General features: G+C 65.3%; 16 protein-coding genes. 12 read left to right on the top strand and 4 right to left on the bottom strand.

The window, feature by feature from the left end; genetic code table 11:
- Nucleotides 1–9: 9 nt before the first annotated feature.
- Both ACFQNJ_RS18330 and ACFQNJ_RS18325 read left to right on the top strand, forming a co-directional pair.
- On the top strand, nucleotides 10–960 hold the full coding sequence (locus ACFQNJ_RS18330) for a metal ABC transporter substrate-binding protein (RefSeq protein WP_382260129.1): 951 nt from the start codon (nucleotides 10–12) through the stop codon (nucleotides 958–960).
- Nucleotides 961–1,032: 72 nt separating this feature from the next.
- Nucleotides 1,033–1,911 carry an EamA family transporter gene (locus ACFQNJ_RS18325; protein WP_382260127.1) on the top strand — a complete coding sequence of 293 codons (879 nt, stop codon included), beginning with the start codon at nucleotides 1,033–1,035 and terminating at the stop codon, nucleotides 1,909–1,911.
- On the opposite strand, the gene msrA is transcribed toward ACFQNJ_RS18325, so the two are convergent.
- On the bottom strand, nucleotides 1,912–2,484 hold the full coding sequence (gene msrA, locus ACFQNJ_RS18320; protein ID WP_382260179.1) for a peptide-methionine (S)-S-oxide reductase MsrA: 573 nt from the start codon (nucleotides 2,482–2,484) through the stop codon (nucleotides 1,912–1,914).
- Nucleotides 2,468–3,373, bottom strand: a complete 906-nt coding sequence (locus ACFQNJ_RS18315) for a LysR family transcriptional regulator (RefSeq protein ID WP_382260125.1) — start codon at nucleotides 3,371–3,373, stop codon at nucleotides 2,468–2,470. Before ACFQNJ_RS18315 ends, msrA begins: the two co-directional genes overlap by 17 nt.
- A gap of 97 nt (nucleotides 3,374–3,470) precedes the next feature.
- Here ACFQNJ_RS18315 and ACFQNJ_RS18310 point away from each other — a divergent pair, with 97 nt between their 5' ends.
- The 10 genes from ACFQNJ_RS18310 to ACFQNJ_RS18265 all read left to right on the top strand — a co-directional run bounded on the left by ACFQNJ_RS18310 (nucleotide 3,471) and on the right by ACFQNJ_RS18265 (nucleotide 16,664).
- Nucleotides 3,471–4,658: an acyl-CoA dehydrogenase gene (locus tag ACFQNJ_RS18310; protein ID WP_382260123.1), complete on the top strand. Its 1,188-nt coding sequence runs from the start codon at nucleotides 3,471–3,473 to the stop codon at nucleotides 4,656–4,658.
- Between the two features lie 74 nt (nucleotides 4,659–4,732).
- Nucleotides 4,733–6,211, top strand: coding sequence for a potassium/proton antiporter (locus ACFQNJ_RS18305; protein WP_382260121.1), 1,479 nt, complete (start codon nucleotides 4,733–4,735; stop codon nucleotides 6,209–6,211).
- 47 nt (nucleotides 6,212–6,258) lie between these two features.
- Entirely contained in the window at nucleotides 6,259–6,942 is a 684-nt protein-coding gene (locus ACFQNJ_RS18300) for a TetR/AcrR family transcriptional regulator (protein ID WP_374641063.1), read from the top strand.
- The gene (locus ACFQNJ_RS18295; RefSeq protein WP_382260119.1) at nucleotides 6,939–8,117 is read left to right on the top strand and encodes an efflux RND transporter periplasmic adaptor subunit; all 1,179 of its coding nucleotides are present in this window, start codon (nucleotides 6,939–6,941) and stop codon (nucleotides 8,115–8,117) included. Before ACFQNJ_RS18300 ends, ACFQNJ_RS18295 begins: the two co-directional genes overlap by 4 nt.
- 9 nt (nucleotides 8,118–8,126) lie before the next feature.
- Nucleotides 8,127–11,327 (top strand): efflux RND transporter permease subunit, encoded by a 3,201-nt coding sequence (locus ACFQNJ_RS18290; RefSeq protein WP_382260117.1) that lies wholly within the window; start codon nucleotides 8,127–8,129, stop codon nucleotides 11,325–11,327.
- Between the two features lie 41 nt (nucleotides 11,328–11,368).
- Nucleotides 11,369–12,064: a protein-L-isoaspartate O-methyltransferase family protein gene (locus ACFQNJ_RS18285; RefSeq protein ID WP_382260115.1), complete on the top strand. Its 696-nt coding sequence runs from the start codon at nucleotides 11,369–11,371 to the stop codon at nucleotides 12,062–12,064.
- Between the two features lie 13 nt (nucleotides 12,065–12,077).
- Nucleotides 12,078–12,428, top strand: a complete 351-nt coding sequence (locus ACFQNJ_RS18280) for a rhodanese-like domain-containing protein (RefSeq protein WP_374641059.1) — start codon at nucleotides 12,078–12,080, stop codon at nucleotides 12,426–12,428.
- Between the two features lie 47 nt (nucleotides 12,429–12,475).
- Nucleotides 12,476–13,831, top strand: coding sequence for a TolC family outer membrane protein (locus ACFQNJ_RS18275; protein ID WP_382260113.1), 1,356 nt, complete (start codon nucleotides 12,476–12,478; stop codon nucleotides 13,829–13,831).
- Nucleotides 13,832–13,908: 77 nt separating this feature from the next.
- Nucleotides 13,909–14,649, top strand: coding sequence for a glycosyltransferase (locus tag ACFQNJ_RS18270; RefSeq protein ID WP_382260111.1), 741 nt, complete (start codon nucleotides 13,909–13,911; stop codon nucleotides 14,647–14,649).
- Nucleotides 14,646–16,664 carry a 3-deoxy-D-manno-octulosonic acid kinase gene (locus ACFQNJ_RS18265; protein ID WP_382260109.1) on the top strand — a complete coding sequence of 673 codons (2,019 nt, stop codon included), beginning with the start codon at nucleotides 14,646–14,648 and terminating at the stop codon, nucleotides 16,662–16,664. The genes ACFQNJ_RS18270 and ACFQNJ_RS18265 overlap by 4 nt, the downstream gene beginning before the upstream one ends.
- On the opposite strand, the gene ACFQNJ_RS18260 is transcribed toward ACFQNJ_RS18265, so the two are convergent.
- Nucleotides 16,628–17,890 (bottom strand): O-antigen ligase family protein, encoded by a 1,263-nt coding sequence (locus ACFQNJ_RS18260; RefSeq protein WP_382260107.1) that lies wholly within the window; start codon nucleotides 17,888–17,890, stop codon nucleotides 16,628–16,630. The two genes, ACFQNJ_RS18265 and ACFQNJ_RS18260, sit on opposite strands and share 37 nt — an antisense overlap.
- 5 nt (nucleotides 17,891–17,895) lie before the next feature.
- Nucleotides 17,896–18,201: a hypothetical protein gene (locus tag ACFQNJ_RS18255; protein ID WP_382260105.1), complete on the bottom strand. Its 306-nt coding sequence runs from the start codon at nucleotides 18,199–18,201 to the stop codon at nucleotides 17,896–17,898.
- Nucleotides 18,202–18,313: the final 112 nt, after the last annotated feature.

Genomic DNA, 18,313 nt, shown 5'->3' with positions numbered 1-18,313 from the left:
GAGATCCCCATGAACCTGCACCCCCGCCGCCACACCATCGCCGCCCTGGCCGCCATCGGCGCCCTGGCCTTTCAACCGCTGACCCACGCCCAGACCAGCGCCCCCGTCAAGGCCGTGGCCAGCTTCAGCATCCTGGGCGACCTGGTCCGTCAGGTCGGTGGCGAGCGTGTGCAGGTGGACGTGCTGGTCGGCCCCGGCGCCGACGCACACGTGTTCCAGCCCTCGCCCTCGCACGCGAAACAGGTGGCGCAGGCCCAGGTGGTGTTCGCCAACGGCCTGGGTTTTGAAGGCTGGATGCAGCGCCTGCTGGACAGCGCCGGGTACCAGGGCAAACCGGTGCTGGTCAGCCAAGGCATCAAGCCCCTGCCGAGCGAGGGCGACGACCACGACCACAAAGGCGGAAAGCATGACCACCACCATCACCACGGAGGGGCCGACCCGCACGCCTGGCAGGCCGTGCCCAACGTGATCACCTACGTGGCCAACATCGCCAAGGGCCTGTGCGCGGCCGACGCTGCCGGCTGCGACACCTACCAGAAGAATGCCGGCGCCTACACCGACCAGCTCCGGGCACTCGACGCCGAGATTAAGGCCATCTGGGCCACCATCCCGGCCGCGCAGCGCAAGCTCATCACCTCGCACGACGCCTTCGGCTACTACGCCAGGGCCTACGGCGTGAAGTTCCTGGCGCCGCAGGGCGTGAGCACCGACAGCGAAGCCTCGGCCAAGGGTGTCGCCCAGTTGGTGCGCCAGATCAAGAAGGAAAAGACCAAGGCCCTGTTCGTCGAGAGCATTTCCGACCCGCGACTGATCGAGCAGATCGGCCGCGAAGCCGGCGTCAAGCCCGCGGGCGAGCTGTTCTCCGACGCCCTGTCGGACGCCAGCGGGCCGGCCGGCACCTACGTGGCCATGATGCGCACCAACACCCAGGCCATGGCGCAAGCCATCCGAGGTCGCTGACTGTCGCATCCGGGCAGCCTCCTCCAGGGGAGATGGCTACACTGGCAAGCCCTTTTGCTCCAGGAGTTTCACGTGCCCCTCGCCCACCTGCTGCTGGCTCTCGCGGTGGTCTTCGTCTGGGGCACCAACTTCGTGGTCATCCGCTGGGGACTCGATGGGCTGCCGCCCTTTCTGTTCGCCACGCTGCGCTTTGCGCTGTCGGCGCTGCCCTGGCTGCTGTTCGTGCCGAGGCCTCGCACCGGCTGGCGCACCATGGCAACCTTCGGTGTGCTGTTGGGCGTCGGGCAGTTCGGCTTGCTGTTCCTGGCGATCCAAGGCCACATTTCGCCCGGGCTGGCGTCGCTGGTGGTCCAGATGCAGGTGTTTTTCACCATCAGCATGTCCCTGATCCTGATGAAGGAGCGCGTGCGGCCGTTCCAGCTGGCCGGCCTGATGCTTGCTGTGACCGGACTCGGCGTCATCGGCATGCACCTGGATGCCGACGTCACAGCCACCGGTGTGGCCCTGGTGCTGGCCGCCGGGTTCTGCTGGGCCTGTGCCAACCTGGTCGTCAAACAGGCCGGTCAGGTGAACATGCTGCACTTCATGGTCTGGAGCAGCGTGTTTGCCGTACCTCCCCTGCTAGCACTGTCGCTGTGGATGGAAGGACCATCTGCCATCAGCCAAGCCCTGACCAAGGCAGACATGCTGATCTGGGCCAGCGTGCTGTGGCAGGCCATCGGCAACACCCTCTTCGGCTACGGCGCCTGGAACTGGTTGCTGGCCAGACACCCCGCAGCCTCGGTCACGCCAATGGCTTTGCTGGTGCCGGTGTTCGGCATGGGCTCATCGGCGCTGATGCTGGGTGAACCGCTGCCGGGCTGGAAGCTGGCCGCCTGCGGGCTGGTGCTGGGTGGTCTGGCGATCATCGTGCTGTGGCCAAGGATTCGCACCCGCCTGCAGCAGGCATGATCAACGGGCCAGACGGGCAAAGGTCTTGCGAAATTTGGCCACCTTCGGGGCCGCCACCGCCATGCAGTAACCCTGGAACGGATTGCGCTCGAAGAAATCCTGGTGGTAGTCCTCGGCTGGCCAGAAGTTCTGCAGCGGCAGAACCTCGGTCACGACCGGGCGTCCAAACGCGTTCTCGGCAGTCAGCTCTCCGATCAGTGCCAGGGCGGTAGCGCGCTGCTCTTGCGTGGTGACGTAAATGCCGCTGCGGTACTGTGTCCCGACGTCGTTGCCCTGTCGGTTCAAGGTCGTCGGATCGTGGATGACGAAGAAAATCTCCAGCAGCTCACGGGTGCTCACCTGCGAGGGGTCGTACACCAGCCTGACCACCTCGTTGCAACCGGTGGTGCCGGTGCACACGTCCTCGTAGCTGGGCTGCTGGGCCTGGCCGTTGCTGTAGCCCGATTCCACATCCAGCACGCCGCGCACCTCCTTGTACACCGCCTCGGTGCACCAGAAGCAGCCACCGCCAAGGACCAGGGTCTGTGAATCGCTCACGTCATCTCTCCGCTTCGTTTCATGCCGGGCCACCATCATGCCCGGGCTGCGCGGCCATGCGAACCGCCTGGAGGAATGCCCCCAATGCCGACTCATCCCGCCCGGTCCGCCAGAGGCAATGGGTGTCGTAGGGGGCCAGTGGCTGCTGCAGCGGGACAAAGACCACGCCAGGCAGCCCGGCCTGCTGCAAGGCGGCGGGTACCAGACCGACGCCCAGCCCTTGGGCGATCACGGACACGACACTGAGCCAGTGGCGCAATTCGAAGGCCAGCGCTGGCTCGAACCCGGCGTCGGCGCAGGCGGAAAGGATACGGTCGTGATAGTCGGGCGACACCGCCCGCATGACAATCGCAAAAGCATCGTCCCTGAGCTGGTCGAGCGTCAGTCGCCCGGCAGCAGCCAGCGGATGACTGGCCGGCAGACAGGCCATGAACGGCTGGCTGGACACCAGAATCTGCGAGAAGCCGGCCGGTACCCGCGTGGTGTGGACAAAACCCAGATCCAGCCGGTCGTGCACCAGTTCCACCAGCTGCTCGCTGCTGGACAGCTCCCGCAAGACCAGTCGCAACCGGGGGTGCGCCGTCGAAAACGACTGCAGCACCTGCGGCAGGCCGCGATAAAGCACCGTGCCGGCAAAGCCGATCTGCAACTGTCCGGCCAGCCCCTGCCCCACGTCGCGCGCCTCACGGGCAGCCTGCGCGGCCTGTTCCAGCAAGGCCTGTGCCCGCGGCAGAAAGGCCTGCCCGGCGGCGGTCAAGGCCACGCCACGGCTGTTGCGATCGAACAGGCGCGCACCCACATCGGCCTCCAGCTGCTGGATGGCCATCGACAGGGGCGGCTGGGTCATCGCCAGACGCTGGGCCGCGCGGCCGAAGTGCAACTCCTCGGCCAGCACGGTGAAGCAACGCAGGTGACGGAACTCCATCAATTCAATCCATGTATTGATCAATCGTCAATCGATATTAGACAGCTATTCATGGCGGCACGACAATCCACCTCATTCATTTCACGGAGACCACCCCATGGCATCGACCAAGAACACCTTCAGTTGGGAAGATCCCTTCCACCTGACCGCCCAGCTGACCGACGACGAACGCCAGGTGCAGGAAGCCGCCCGTGCCTACTGCCAGGAAAAGCTGCTGCCGCGCGTGCAGCTGGCCTTCCGCAACGAGACCACCGACGTGTCCATCTTCCGCGAGATGGGCGAACTGGGCCTGCTGGGCCCGACCATCCCCGAGCAATACGGCGGCGCGGGTCTGAATTACGTCTGTTACGGCCTGGTGGCGCGGGAAGTCGAGCGCGTCGACTCCGGCTACCGCTCCATGATGAGCGTGCAAAGCTCGCTGGTGATGGTGCCTATCTACGAGTTCGGCAGCGAAGCGCAGAAACAGAAGTACCTGCCCAAGCTGGCCACGGGTGAATGGATCGGCTGCTTCGGCCTGACCGAACCCAACCACGGCAGCGACCCCGGCAGCATGATCACCCGCGCCCGCAAGGTCGACGGCGGCTACAGCCTGAGCGGCGCCAAGATGTGGATCACCAACAGCCCGATCGCCGACGTGTTCGTGGTCTGGGCCAAGGACGACGGCGGCCAGATCCGCGGCTTCATTCTGGAAAAAGGCTGGCAGGGCCTCTCTGCCCCTGCCGTGCACGGCAAGGTCGGCCTGCGCGCCTCGATCACCGGCGAAATCGTCATGGACGAGGTCTTCGTGCCGGAAGAGAACGCCTTCCCCGAGGTGCGCGGCTTGAAGGGCCCGTTCACCTGCCTGAACAGCGCCCGCTACGGCATCGCCTGGGGCGCGCTGGGTGCCGCCGAAGACTGCTACTTCCGCGCCCGCCAGTACGTACTGGACCGCCAGCAGTTCGGCCGCCCGCTGGCCGCCAACCAGCTGATCCAGAAAAAGCTGGCCGACATGCTGACCGAAATCAGCCTGGGCCTGCAGGGCTGCCTGCGCCTGGGCCGCATGAAGGACGAAGGCACCGCCGCGGTGGAGATCACCAGCATCCTCAAGCGCAACAGCTGCGGCAAGGCGCTGGAGATCGCCCGCATGAGCCGCGACATGATGGGCGGCAACGGCATCAGCGACGAGTACGGAGTCGCCCGCCACCTGGTGAACCTGGAGGTGGTCAACACCTACGAAGGCACGCACGACGTGCACGCGCTGATCCTGGGCCGCGCGATCACGGGGATTGCGGCGTTTGCCAACTGAACACTGCCCCGCAGATCGGCGGTTTTCAGGGACAAAGCTCAAGTGCCCCGGCGGCTTTCTGGTAGCGTCGGGGCATGTCCCTGTCACTTGATTTCCTGACCCTGCCCCTGCTGGCGGCTGCCGGCCTGGTGTTCATCAGCGTGCTGGCGGGCGTGTTCTCGGCACGCGCCGGGTTCTCTTTCCTGCTGGTGTTCCTGCTGGTGGGCGTGCTGGCGGGCGAGGACGGGCCCGGCGGCCTGGTCTTCGATGATTTCCGCCTGAGCTTCTGGGTCGGCAACGTGGCGCTGGCGGTGATCCTGCTCGATGGGGGTCTGCGCACCGACTTCGACACCTTTCGCACCGGACTGAAACCCTCCTTGTGCCTGGCCACGGTGGGTGTGGTGGTGTGCGCGGGCCTCACCGGTGCGGCGGCCCACTGGCTGCTCGACTTGTCTTGGCCGCTGGCCCTTCTGGTCGGCGCCATCGTCGGCTCCACCGACGCCGCGGCGGTGTTTTCCCTGCTCAAGTCCTCGGGCGTGCGGCTCAATGAGCGGGTGGCGGCCACGCTGGAAATCGAATCCGGCATGAACGACCCGATGGCGGTCTACCTGACACTGACCTGCATTGGCGTGGCGCTGGCGGTGGCTGCTGGAGGCCCGAGCACGGTCGGCCCGATGGAGGTCCTGCGATCCCTCCTGCTTCAGTTTGGCTGGGGGGCTGCTCTGGGCCTGGCCGCCGGATTTGGCATGGCCGAACTGCTCAAGCGCCTGGGGCGTGGCGAAGACGGCGGCGGAGGCATCCGCGCCCTGTTGCTGGTGTCCGCCGGGCTGACGGTGTTTGCCGGCGTGACCTGGCTGGGCGGCTCCGGCTTTCTCGCGGTCTACGCGATGGGAGTCATCATCGGCAACCGCGCCCGCCGTCTGGTGCGGTCATCGCTGTCGGCCATGGACGGTTACGCCTGGCTGTCCCAGGCCGGCATGTTCCTGCTGCTGGGCCTGCTGGTCACGCCCACACGTCTGCTGGAGACCCTGTGGCCCGCGCTGGGTATTTCAATGGTGCTCATGCTGATCGCCCGCCCGCTGTCCGTCTGGTTGTGCCTGGCACCCATGCGCTTTGCACGCAACGAGATCGCCTTCATCTCCTGGGTGGGCCTGCGCGGCGCGGTACCCATTGTGCTGGCCGTGTTCCCGGTGATGGCCGGTATTCCGGGGGCACAAACCTATTTCAATGTGGCTTTCGTGGTCGTGCTGGCATCGCTGCTGCTGCAAGGCTCGACCATTGCCTGGAGCGCCCGGCGCTTGGGCGTGACCCTGCCGGACCCCGACGACGAGCAGCAGGTGCGGCAGGTGTTCGGCGACTTCGTGCTGGACGCCGGAACCACCATGGACAACCTGTGTGCCTTCTACGGTCTGCCGGTCCCCGGCGAGCCTTCCCAGACCCTGGGCCACTGGCTGACCGAAAAACTGCACCGCCCGCCCGTGGTCGGTGACAGCGTGGCCCTGGGGCAGGCCGAACTGAGCGTGCGGGCCATGGAAGGTGGCCAGATTCGGCGCGTCGGCATTCGCCTCGGCTAGCGCCCCTGTTGGCTTTGGGGTATATTAATAACCAACCGGTCAGTAATATGCCTACCTCCCCTGCCGACCACGAATCCGAGCACGATGCTGCCCGCCCACGCCGCGAGCGGCGCAAGGAAGCGCGCCCTGGCGAACTGCTGGATGCCGCGCTGACCCTGTTCGTGGAGAAGGGGTTTGCCGCCACCCGCGTCGAAGAGGTGGCCGCCCGTGCGGGCGTCTCCAAAGGCACCCTTTTCCTGTACTTCCCCAGCAAGGAAGACCTGTTCAAGGCGGTGGTGCGCGAGAACATCGCTGGCCGTTTCGACGAATGGAACCAGGAGCTGGAGGCCTTTGACGGCAGCAGCGCCGATCTCGTGCGCTATTGCCTGCACTCCTGGTGGGAACGGATCGGCATGACGCCCGCCTCCGGCATCACCAAGCTGGTGATGAGCGAGGCGCGCATGTTCCCCGAACTCGCGGCTTTCTACGAGCATGAAGTGATCGAACCCGGAGACCGTCTGTTGCGCCGCGTCCTTGAGCGCGGAATCAGCCGGGGAGACTTCCGCCCGACCAACCTCGACTACGCCGTCTACAGCCTGATCTCACCCATGATCTTCCTGCTGATGTGGAAGCATTCGCTGGGCCCATGCTGCCCATCCACGCGTGAGATCGATCCGGTTCAGTTCATCGACACCCAGGTCGATCTCATCCTCCATGGCCTGGTGGCCACGCCACACACCCTATCCTCATGAACACAACCCCTCGCCGGACCTCCCGGCTGCGCTGGATCCTGCTGGCACTGCTGGTGCTTGGACTGGCCCTGGGCATTGCGCGCGCGATCGGCAAGCGCGCCCAGCAGCAGAAAGTGGCCAACGAGGCCGCCACCCAGCTCCAGCAGGCACCGGTGTTCGAACTTGGCTCATCGGACGTGGTGCGGGTAAACAAGACATCCCTGTCAAGCACGGTCCCGGTCTCCGGCAGCCTGAAGGCACTTCAGACCGTGCAGATCAAGGCGCGGGTGGCCGGCGAACTGCAGGACTTCGTCAAGCGTGAGGGCGAAGCCGTGCGTGCCGGTGAGGTCATTGCCCGCATCGACAGCGCCGACGCGCAGGCCCGGGTCCGCCAGGCCGAGCAGCAGGCCCACGCGGCGCAGGCCCAGGTCGCGATTGCCCAGCGCACCCAGGACAACAACCAGGCTCTGGTGCGGCAGGGATTCATTTCAGCCACCGCGCTGGAGACCTCCAGCGCCAACCTCGCCGCCGCCCAGGCCAACCACCAGGCCGCGCTGGCCGCACTGGACATCGCCCGCAAGGCATTGGCCGACACGGTGCTGAAGGCGCCGCTCAGTGGACAGATCTCGGCGCGCCTTGCCCAGAACGGGGAGCGGCTGGGCGTCGATGCGCGGATTGCGGAAATGGTGGATCTGTCGGCCTTCGAGGTGGAAGTGGCCCTGTCGCCGGCAGCTGCGGCGCGGGTGACCGCCGGGCAGACCGCCCGCCTGCGCATCGAAGGACTGGACCGACCGGTCGAGGCCCGGGTGGCCCGGATCAACCCCAGCGTCCAGACCGGCAGCCGAAGCGTGTTGCTGTACCTGCAAGTGGCGGCACAGGACGGCATGCGGCAAGGCCTGTTCGCGCAGGGCGACATCCTCACGGGCCAGCAGGAGGTGGCAGCCATCCCACTGTCGGCGGTGCGCAATGACAAGCCCGTGCCCTACGTACAGGTGGTCCGTGATGGCAAGGTCGCTCACGTGGCGGTGCAGTTGCAGCGACAGGGCATGGCGGGTGACGAGCCCATGGTCGATGTGAGCGGCCAGACCGGTCTGGAGACCGGCACGCCCATCCTGCGGGCCACCGCCGGCCTGATCCGGGAAGGCACCGCGGTCAAGGCGGGAGACGCCGCCCCCAAGGCCAACGGCCAACCCTGAGCGAACGCCATGTGGTTCACTCGCGTCTCGTTGCGCAATCCCGTCTTTGCCACCATGGTGATGGTGGCATTCGTGGTCCTGGGGCTGTTCTCTTTCCAGCGACTGAAAGTCGACCAGTTTCCCAACATCGACTTTCCGGTGGTGGTGGTCACCACCACCTACCCCGGCGCCTCACCCGAAATCGTCGAGTCCGAAGTCACCAAGAAAGTGGAGGAATCGGTCAACACGATCGCCGGCATCAATGCGCTGACCTCGCGCAGCTACGAAGGGCAATCGGTCGTCATCATCGAGTTCCAGCTGCACATTGATGGCCGCAAGGCCGCCGAGGACGTGCGCGAGAAGATCGCCATCCTGCGGCCGAGCTTCCGGGATGAGGTGGATGAACCGCGCGTGCTGCGTTTCGATCCCGCCAGCCGGGCGATCTGGTCCGTCGCGGTCTTGCCGCAAGCTTCTGCCCAGGGTCAGGCACCCAGTGCCGTCGAACTGACCACCTGGGCCGAACAGACCCTCAAGAAGCGGCTGGAAAACGTCCGGGGGGTGGGGTCCGTGAGCCTGGTCGGCGGCACGCGGCGCGCCATCAACATCGATCTGGACCCTTCGGCCATGGAGGCCATGGGTATCACGACAGAGCAGGTGGTGGCTGCGGTGCGCAGTGAGAACCAGGACCTGCCGGTCGGAACCCTCAAGACAGACGAACGCGAGCGCGTGGTCCAGGTGCTCTCGCGCCAGCAGAACCCGCAGGACTTTGCCAGCGTGATTGTGGCTCGCCGCAATGGTCAGCCTGTCAGGCTGGGCCAGGTGGCGCGCATCAGCGACAGCACCCAGGAGGTCGAGAGCCTGGCACTCTACAACGGCGAACGAACGCTGCTGCTGCAGGTGCAGAAGGCCCAGGACGAAAATACGATTGCCGTGACCGATGGCCTGAAGGCGGCCATTGACCAGCTACAGGCGGAGGTCCCCGCCGGTGTCCGCCTGGAGCCGATTGCCGACGGATCACGCCCCATCCGGGTGTCGGTCAACAACGTCCGCCAGACCCTGATCGAAGGGGCCCTGCTGACGGTACTGATCGTTTTCCTGTTCCTCAACAGCTGGCGCTCCACCGTCATCACCGGCCTGACGCTGCCGATTGCCCTGATCGGCACGTTCTTCTTCATGAACCTGTTCGGGTTCACGATCAACATGATCACGCTGATGGCGTTGACGCTGTCGGTGGGGCTGCTGATCGACGACGCCATCGTGGTGCGCGAGAACATCGTGCGTCATGTGCAGATGGGCAAGAACCCGTTCAACGCGTCCATGGATGGCACGCAGGAGATCGGTCTGGCGGTGCTGGCGACCACCTTGTCCATCGTGGCGGTGTTCCTGCCCATCGGTTTCATGGGCGGCATCATCGGTAAGTTCTTCCACGAGTTCGGCATCACCATGGTGGCGGCGGTGCTGATCTCGATGTTCGTGAGCTTCACGCTCGATCCGATGCTGTCCTCGGTCTGGCACGATCCGGAGATTGAAAAGCACGGCAAGCACCTGCCGCCGGCGACCCTCTATGACCGCACCATCGGTCGCATCACCGCCTGGTTTGATCGTGTCCAGGACGATCTGGCCGAGCAGTACCAGGGCGCGCTGCGCTGGTCGCTGCGGCACAAGCTGGCCACCATGGCGCTGGCCGTCGTCACTTTCATCGCCAGCATCGGCCTGCTGCCCCTGCTGGGCAGCGAGTTCGTGCCCAAGGCGGACTTCTCCGAGACCTCGGTGAGCTTCCATACCCCCGTGGGCTCTTCGCTCGAGGCCACCGAGACCAAGGCGCGGCAGGTGGAGGCGATCCTGCGCGAGTTTCCGGAGGTGCGGTACACACTGACGACCATCAACACCGGCAATGCTCAGGGCAAGATGTACGCCAGCATCTATGTCCGCCTGGTCGATCGGAAGGACCGCCAGGTCAGCGCCGACGCCATGTCGGCCCGGTTGCGGGAGAGGCTGCGCACCGTGCCCGGGATCACAGTGACCCACGCCGGCCTGCTCGATCCGGTCGGCGGCAACAAGCAGCTGGAATTCTCGTTGCAGGGGGACGACCTGACCGAGCTGGCGCGGCTGAACGAGGAAGTGATGCAGAAGATCCGCCCGATCGTGGGCCTCGTCGATCTGGACTCCAGCCTCAAGCCCGACAAACCCACCGTGGATGTCAGCCTGCGGCGTGACCTGGCATCGGATGCCGGACTGAACACGGCCGCGGTGGCCAGCAGCCTGCGCACCCTGGTGGCGGGGCAGACGGTGGGCAACTGGCGGGCCCAGGACGGCGAGAGTTACGACGTGAACGTCCGGCTGGCGCCGGACCAGCGGGAGCGGACCGCCGACCTGGAGCAACTGCCGCTCACGATCGGCACCGGCAGCGATGGTCAGGGGCGCGTCGTCCGGCTGGGTCAGGTGGCGCAGATCACCGAGTCCACTGGTCCCAACCAGATCAACCGGCGCAACCTCAACCGTGAAGTGGCCATCAGCGCCAACGTGTATGGCCGTTCGCTGGGCGAGGTGTCTGCAGAGGTCCGTGCCGCGCTGGACACGGTTGCCTTCCCGCCCGGCTACCGATACGAGTTCGGCGGCTCGACCAAGAACATGCAGGAGAGCTTCGGCTACGCGGTGTCGGCGCTGGCCATGGCCATCATCTTCATCTACATGATCCTGGCCAGCCAGTTCCAGAGCTTCCTGCAACCGCTGGCGCTGATGACCTCGCTGCCCTTGACGCTCATCGGCGTGGTGCTGGCGCTGATGATGTTCGGGTCGAGCATGAGCATGTTCTCGGTCATCGGCATCGTGCTGCTGATGGGCCTGGTCACCAAGAACGCCATCCTGCTGGTGGACTTCGCCATCCGCGCCCGGGAGGGGTTTGATGACCAGCTTCCCCTGGACCGGGAAAACGCCCTGCTGCTGGCCGCCAAGGTTCGTCTGCGCCCGATTCTCATGACCACGCTGGCCATGGTGTTCGGCATGGTGCCGCTGGCGTTTGCGCTGACCGAGGGCTCTGAACAGCGAGCTCCGATGGGTCAGGCCGTGATCGGCGGCGTCATCACCTCCTCCATCCTGACCCTGGTGGTGGTCCCTGTCGTGTACTGCTACATGGATGATCTGGCCTCCTGGCTGCGTCGCCGCCTGGGCCCCCGCGACACCGTGGCCGACCCCATGCCTGCCAGGGGTGAGTCAGGGTCCCCCCGGTAAAATGGGGCAGGATCGGCTAATATACCCACCGGAGTATCAAAATGACCTCTCAGGACACCCTCGACCTGGCCCGCGCACGCTTCAACATGATCGAACAGCAGATCCGTCCATGGGAAGTGCTGGATCCCGTCGTGCTTGACTTGCTCGATCGACTGCCCCGCGAGCAGTTCGTGCCCGCCGGCCAGCAGGCGCTGGCCTATGTCGACATGGAACTGCCCCTGGCCTCGCCCGCCGTGGAAGGTGAATGCATGCTTGCTCCCCGGGTCGAGGCGCGCCTGCTGCAGGACCTGGCCATTCATCCGGACGACAAGGTGCTGGAGATCGGTGCAGGCAGCGGCTACATGGCCGCCCTGCTGGCCAGCCTGGCGTCCCGGGTGGTTTCGCTGGAGATCAATGAATCGCTGGCCCGCACGGCCCGTGAGAACCTGCAGCGCGCCGGCATCACCAACGCCGATGTGCGGGCGGCCGATGCGTGCGCCAACGGCTTCGCCGCTTGCGCGGCAGAAGCCCCCTGGAACGTGATCGTGCTCAGCGGGTCCGTGGCCGAAGTACCGCCGGCACTGCTGTCGTTGCTGGCACCGGGCGGCCGACTGGGCGCCATCGTGGGCGAGGAACCTGTGATGCGCGCCACGATCATTACCCGTGTGGGAGACACCTCGTTCCAGACGGCACAGCCCTGGGACACCGTGGCTCCTCGCCTGCACAACTTCCCGCAAGCATCCCGCTTCCGCTTCTGACCCACCTGCCACCATGATCTCCATCCGTCCCGCCCAGTTTCCGCAGTGGCTTCAGGCCCTGGCCGACGAGCAATCCGGTGTCAAACCAATGGTGCTGGACGTGCGCGAGCCCTGGGAATTCCAGATGGCCAGCGTCAAACCCGATGATGGCTTCGATCTGGTCCAGATGCCCATGCGCAGCATCCCGGCCCGTTACCTGGAACTGGACCGGAACCGCCCGATTGCCTGCCTGTGCCACCACGGTGCCCGCAGTGCACAGGTGGTTCACTTCCTGATGCAGCAAGGCTTTGAGCAGGTGGTCAACGTCCACGGCGGCATTCACGCCTGGTCGCAGGAGCGCGACCCGTCGGTCCCCGTTTACTGAGCAGCGTCTGCCTGGTCAGCCCTTATCCGTTCATCGAAGGATTTGCCATGAGTGCCCTGCGCGCCAACCGTCCTCTCTACCGTCAGTTCCACGTCCGCATGGCTGCTGTCGCAGCCGTGGCCGCCTGCATGGTTTTGCCCGCGCAGGCCCAGAGCCTGGTGGAAATCTACGAGGCGGCACGTGCCTACGACGCCACCTATCTGTCGGCCCGGTCGCAGTACGAAGCCAACCTCGCCCGTGCGGAGCAGGCGAAGGCCGGGCTGCTGCCCCAGGCGGGCGTGTCGGCGGGCGCCAACTGGAACGACCGCAACAGCTCGGTCAACGCACTGGACGGCTCCTTCAACAGCCAGAACGTCACCTTGTCTGCCAGCCAGCCGCTGTACCGGCCGGCCAACCGGGCGGCCAGCGAGCAAGGTGAACTGGCGCTCGAGGTGGCCAAGGCCCAGCTTCAGGCCGCCGAGCAGGAACTGATCGTGCGCACCACCCAAGCCTACTTCGATGTGCTGGCGGCGCAGGACACCATGACCTTCGTGCAGGCCCAGAAGGCCGCAGTGGCCGAGCAGCTCGCCGCAGCCAAGCGCAACTTCGAGGTGGGTACCTCCACAGTGACCGATTCGCGGGAAGCCCAGGCACGCTACGACCTGGTGCAAGCCCAGGAGATCGCCGCCGAGAATGACCTTCGTGTCAAGAAACTGGCACTCGACCAACTGGTGGGCCGCAGCGGCGTCAGCCCCAAGCCCCTGATGGTGCCGGTGGCCCTGCCCGCCTTGTCCCCCGCCGATCCGGAAGCCTGGGTGCGCGAAGCCGAACAGCGCCATCCAACCATCCAGCAAGCCGCCAAGGGGCTCGACATCGCCCGACTGGAGACCGCCAAGGCCGAAGCCGGCCACAAGCCCACGCTTGACCTGGTGGGTCAGTACCAGGTCGCACGCGCGCCATCGTCCTCGGCGAACATCCCGGGCTACGTCCGCAACAACACCGGTACCATCGGCCTGCAGTTCAACCTGCCGCTGTTTGCCGGCTACGCGATCCAGAACCGGGTGAAGGAAACCGTGGCCCTGGAAGAGAAGGCGCGCACCGATCTGGAAGCCGCACGCCGTGGCGTCACCCAGGCCACTCGCAGCGCTTACTTCGGCGTCCTGTCCGGCCAAGGGCAGGTCAAGGCGCTGGAGGCGGCCGAAGCCTCCAGCCAGAGCGCCCTGGAAGCGAACCAGTTGGGCTACCAGGTGGGGGTGCGCATCAACATCGATGTGCTCAACGCCCAGAGCCAGCTGTTCCAGACCAAGCGCGATCTGGCGCAAGCCCGCTACAACGTCCTGCTCGGCGGCCTGCGCCTGCGCCAGGCCAGCGGTCAGCTCGCTCCCGATGACCTGCGACCGATCGACGCGATGCTGGCCCGCTGAGCTGAGCTAAACTGCCCGACCGGACACCGGCAGGCCTGATCCGGCCGGTGTCGTCGACAAGAAAGCCTAGAGGTCTCATGCAATCGGTCAATGTGTTGTGCATCAAGTGGGGAAAGAAATACGGCCCCGAGTACGTCAACCGTCTGCACAACATGGTTCGCCGGCACCTGCACCGACCGTTCCGCTTTGTCTGCCTGACCGACGACGCCCAGGGAATCGATCCCGGCATCGAAGTCAAACCCATTCCTCCGATCGGTTTTGACGAGTTCGACCAGCGCAAGCCCTGGACCTTCGGTCATGGCTGGCTCAAGCTCACCAGCTTCGCCAACCCCCTGTACGACCTGGAGGGCCGGACGCTCTTCCTCGATCTGGACATCGTCATCGTCGACAGTCTGGACCCCTTCTTCGATCAACCCGGCGAATTCGTGGTGATCAAGGAATGGGACAAGAAAGACGGCACCGGCAACACCTCGGTGTACCTGTTCACCGTGGGCGCCCATGTCGACGCCCTCGACCACCTCAGGAGCGGCTACCCCAAGGTGGTCGAAGAGGTGCGCAACGAGCAGGAGTTCATCACGGGCTTCCTCGGTCGCCAGGGCAAGGTCAGTTACTGGCCGGAGGAATGGTGCCGCAGCTTCAAGCGACATTGCATGCGCCGGGGCATCATGGGCTGGTTCGCCCCACCGGTGATCCCGCCTGGCGCCCGCGTGATTGCCTTCCATGGCAAGCCCAACCCGCCGGATGCCATCGCAGGCATCAGCGGCAAGTGGTACCGGCGCGTCTTGCCCACGGCATGGGTCGCGGAACACTGGCGTTGAGCCCCACGCACCGACTGTACCGGCTCATCGCTCGCCTGCTGGTACCCGCGGTGCTCGGCTGGCTGTGGTGGCGAGGGCGGCGCGAACCTCTGTACGCCAAACGCCTGGCAGAGCGGCTGGGGATGATCGAGTGCCCACCGGAGGCCGCCGGCGGCATCCTGATACACGCGGCCTCCGCCGGCGAAGTGCAGGCCGCACGTCCGCTCATCGAGGCCTTGCGGCATCAGTGGCGTGATCACAGCCTGACCGTCAGCACGGTCACGCCCACCGGGATGCAGATGCTCAGGGACCACTGGGGTGCCGTGATCCGCCATGTGTACCTTCCGCTGGACACCGCCGGCGCCACCGCCCGATTCCTCGACCGGCTTCAGCCTAGGATGCTCATCCTCATTGAACGGGAGGTCTGGCCAGAACTGCTGTGGCAATGCCGGCGTCGATGCATTCCCGTGGTCATCGTCAATGCACGTCTGTCCGAGCGATCCGCCCGTAGCTACCGACGACTGGCCAGCCTGTTCCGCCCGGCATGGTCCCACCTGAGCTGGGTCGCCGCCGCCGAGCCGGAGAGCCAGGCCCGGTACATCGCCCTGGGTGTACCCGCAGAACGTTGCCACAGCACCGGCAACCTCAAGTTCGACATGCCGGCCCACGAGCCCCCCACCGTGCACTCACCGGCATTCAATGGCAGACTGGTGGTGGTGGCTGGCAGCACGCATCAGGACGAAGAAGACATCCTGCTGTCGTTCTGGCCCGACCTGGTTCGGCTGGATCCCCGGTTGCTGCTCGTGCTCGTGCCCCGACACCCACAGCGTTTCGACGATGTCGCCCGAAATCTGGGGCGCGCCGGGCTCGCCTTCGCGCGTCACAGCCGACGTGAGCAACCCACCCAGGACGTGCACATCTGGCTGGGCGACACCATGGGCCAGTTGATGCAGTGGTACCAGAGCGCGGACCTCTGCTTCATCGGCGGCAGTCTGGCCCATGTCGGCGGACACAATGCACTCGAAGCCATGGTGTTCGGCAAGCCGGTCCTATTCGGCCCTCATACCCACAACTTCGAACAGCTCTACCAGCTGATCGAAACCGCGGGTGCCGGGGTGCGCGTACGCTCTGCTGAGGAACTGCGGCAGCAGGTCGAGATGGCCTGCCACGACCTCGGGCCTTTCAGGAGCATGGGCCACCGCGCCGCCTCACTGGTCAGGCAGCACCAGGGGGCTACTGCACGCACACTCGCCATGCTCGCCCCCCTTTGGGCGCATCACGATCCCGCGGCCCTGACCCCGATCCGTACGGCGAGTCACCAGGGGCGGGTCGTCTGGTGGGACCCGGGTCTGTCCGACGAGGTAGCCTCCGCCGACTTTGACCTTGGCCCGCATCAGGGCGATGCCCGGCCCATGGCCACCGGCAGCGGCCGGGGGCAGGTTCACCTGACCGATTGCGGCTGTGTGTCCGTGGTGCTGCGGCACTATCGCCGGGGTGGTCTGATGGCCAGGATCAGCAAGGACCGCTTCATGGGGACGCGGGTAGCGTCGAGCCGGGCCATGCGCGAGTACCAGTTGCTCCGCCTGATGCGTTACTGGCGCCTGCCCGTACCCGCGCCCGTGGCGGCACGATTTGACCCGAAGGGACTTACCTACCGCGCCGACATCATGGTGGCCATGCTGCCTGGAACCCGCAACCTGGTCCAGCGCCTGGCAGTCAGCACGCTGCCCGACTCGGACTGGGAGGCTGTCGGCCGGGCCATACGACGCATGCACGACCATCAGGTCTTCCACTCGGACCTCAACGCACACAACCTGCTGCTTGACGACACCGGTCTGGCGTGGATTGTCGACTTCGACAAATGCGGGGTGCGTCCTGGCGATGACTGGAAATCGGCCAACCTTGAGCGACTGCTCAGATCCTTGCGCAAGGAAGCGCAGCGACAGGCCATCCGACATTGGTCGGAAGAGGCTCACTGGCCCACATTGATCCGGGCCTATCAGCTCCCGCCGGAACTGGGAGAGGGATCCGTGTAACCAGACTTGTCCGGTCGGATCCAGGACGCAGGTGACCAAAGGGACAACGCCAGCCAGAGGGCGGCCCAAGACAGATACACCTGGCGGAAGGCGTTGATGCCCAGGACATTGACGGAGAGCCCGTAACCCAGCACGAACACAGTGATCAGCATGCCGGCCAATGCCAGCTCCCGATGGTCATCGTCCTCTGACAGATACCGGGCGCCGAAGGTGGTCAGCACACCGACGAACAAGCAGACCAGCCCGGCCAAGCCGACAAAACCGGCTGACATCAGGGTTTCGACCAGCAGGTTGTCAAACGTTCCCAGGTTGGCCAGAACATCACTGATGTCGAACTGCCTCAGATGAGCACGCATCGCGCTGATGGCTTCACTCTGCGGCCAACCAAAGACAGGCCGTTCCCAGAACTGAGCCAGGCCAAACCGCCATATCTCCAGACGGATACTGACCGAACCTTCCGTGATACCGCCATTGCTCAGCCAGTGCACGGCGCCATCGAGCCCGCCGATCAGACGGTCCCAGACCAGTTCCCGGGGCGCGAACCAGAGCAAGGCGGGAAACAGGAGAACGATGGCCGTGAGATAGGCCAATCTGACGCGCAAGGGGCGGCGTGCGGTCACGCGCCAGGCCCAAACGAAAAAGATCAGGAAGATGGCGAACCACCCTCCCTTGGAGCCACTGAGGAACGATGCCACAAAGCCGGCCCCCACGCCGGCCAGACACACCGTCTGATAGACCCAGTGATCCTGGCGGCGATGGAAGTACAGATAGCCGCACAACGATGCACCGGACAGCAACAGAGCAATGTGACCGAAGGGGATGGCGTTTCCATGCGCCCCATGCGCACGGGCAATCCCTTCGTGGTAGACCTGAAACCACGCCATGAAACCCGCGAGCAGCGCACCGAACGCAAACCCCAACCAGACAGATCGCTGCGCGGGCAGCCACCGCCTCGCTCCCGCCAACATGAATGGCGCCAGGAAGAATGGAATCAGGGGTTCGTAATACTGGATCTTGTATCCATGCACAATCCCCACGAGCACGTAGGCCACCACGTAGCCTGCGATCCCCAGCACCAACCAGCGCACACCAGGCCGGGTCCATGCATCCTTCCAGCTCGGCAGCAAGCCGGCCCTCCAAGACAAACCCGCGACCGACAGCGCCAGCGCCAGGAAGGCGTATCCCCCGGGGACCACCAGAGTGGCCGCCAGAAGCAGCGCCACCATCAAATTCAACGATCTTTCAGCCATGAGCTGGAACGATTTCCCTGGAGATACTTCTGCCGAGTCGATGCATCAAACAGATCAAGCTGGGGATGCCACGGCATGTGGAGGCATCCAAAGTCACCGGCGACCCGGACCGCCTCGAAGAACACGCCATCGTAGAGCCGCTTGTCATACACCGCCATGGTGGTGTCGATGGGTGCGGCGTAGACCTCGAGCGACGGGTGGGACAGCCGCTTGTGCCAGAAACGCTGCTCCCACTCGCGCACACTGTACTGGCGCTGAAATGCAAAAGGCTTGGCGGAGTCAAGCACCAAGTGCAACACCGATTTATTGAGTTGAGGAATTGGGTTGATTGAGCTTGTCCAACATGGCCTGGTAGACGACGATCGGCGGGTAGAAGCCGTGGACGGCACGCGGGCGGTT

The sequence above is a fragment of the Hydrogenophaga bisanensis genome, from assembly GCF_042665135.1.
GTDB lineage: Bacteria > Pseudomonadota > Gammaproteobacteria > Burkholderiales > Burkholderiaceae_C > Hydrogenophaga > Hydrogenophaga bisanensis.
This window is presented reverse-complemented; position numbering and strand designations above follow the sequence as displayed.

Coding starts and splice junctions, on each gene's coding strand:
- ACFQNJ_RS18330 (WP_382260129.1), top strand. CDS start 10: ATGAACCTGCACCCCCGCCGCCACACCATCGCCGCCCTGGCCGCCATC.
- msrA (WP_382260179.1), bottom strand. CDS start 2,484: ATGGTGGCCCGGCATGAAACGAAGCGGAGAGATGACGTGAGCGATTCA.
- ACFQNJ_RS18315 (WP_382260125.1), bottom strand. CDS start 3,373: ATGGAGTTCCGTCACCTGCGTTGCTTCACCGTGCTGGCCGAGGAGTTG.
- ACFQNJ_RS18310 (WP_382260123.1), top strand. CDS start 3,471: ATGGCATCGACCAAGAACACCTTCAGTTGGGAAGATCCCTTCCACCTG.
- ACFQNJ_RS18305 (WP_382260121.1), top strand. CDS start 4,733: ATGTCCCTGTCACTTGATTTCCTGACCCTGCCCCTGCTGGCGGCTGCC.
- ACFQNJ_RS18300 (WP_374641063.1), top strand. CDS start 6,259: ATGCCTACCTCCCCTGCCGACCACGAATCCGAGCACGATGCTGCCCGC.
- ACFQNJ_RS18295 (WP_382260119.1), top strand. CDS start 6,939: ATGAACACAACCCCTCGCCGGACCTCCCGGCTGCGCTGGATCCTGCTG.
- ACFQNJ_RS18290 (WP_382260117.1), top strand. CDS start 8,127: ATGTGGTTCACTCGCGTCTCGTTGCGCAATCCCGTCTTTGCCACCATG.
- ACFQNJ_RS18285 (WP_382260115.1), top strand. CDS start 11,369: ATGACCTCTCAGGACACCCTCGACCTGGCCCGCGCACGCTTCAACATG.
- ACFQNJ_RS18280 (WP_374641059.1), top strand. CDS start 12,078: ATGATCTCCATCCGTCCCGCCCAGTTTCCGCAGTGGCTTCAGGCCCTG.
- ACFQNJ_RS18275 (WP_382260113.1), top strand. CDS start 12,476: ATGAGTGCCCTGCGCGCCAACCGTCCTCTCTACCGTCAGTTCCACGTC.
- ACFQNJ_RS18270 (WP_382260111.1), top strand. CDS start 13,909: ATGCAATCGGTCAATGTGTTGTGCATCAAGTGGGGAAAGAAATACGGC.
- ACFQNJ_RS18260 (WP_382260107.1), bottom strand. CDS start 17,890: ATGGTGGCGCTGCTTCTGGCGGCCACTCTGGTGGTCCCCGGGGGATAC.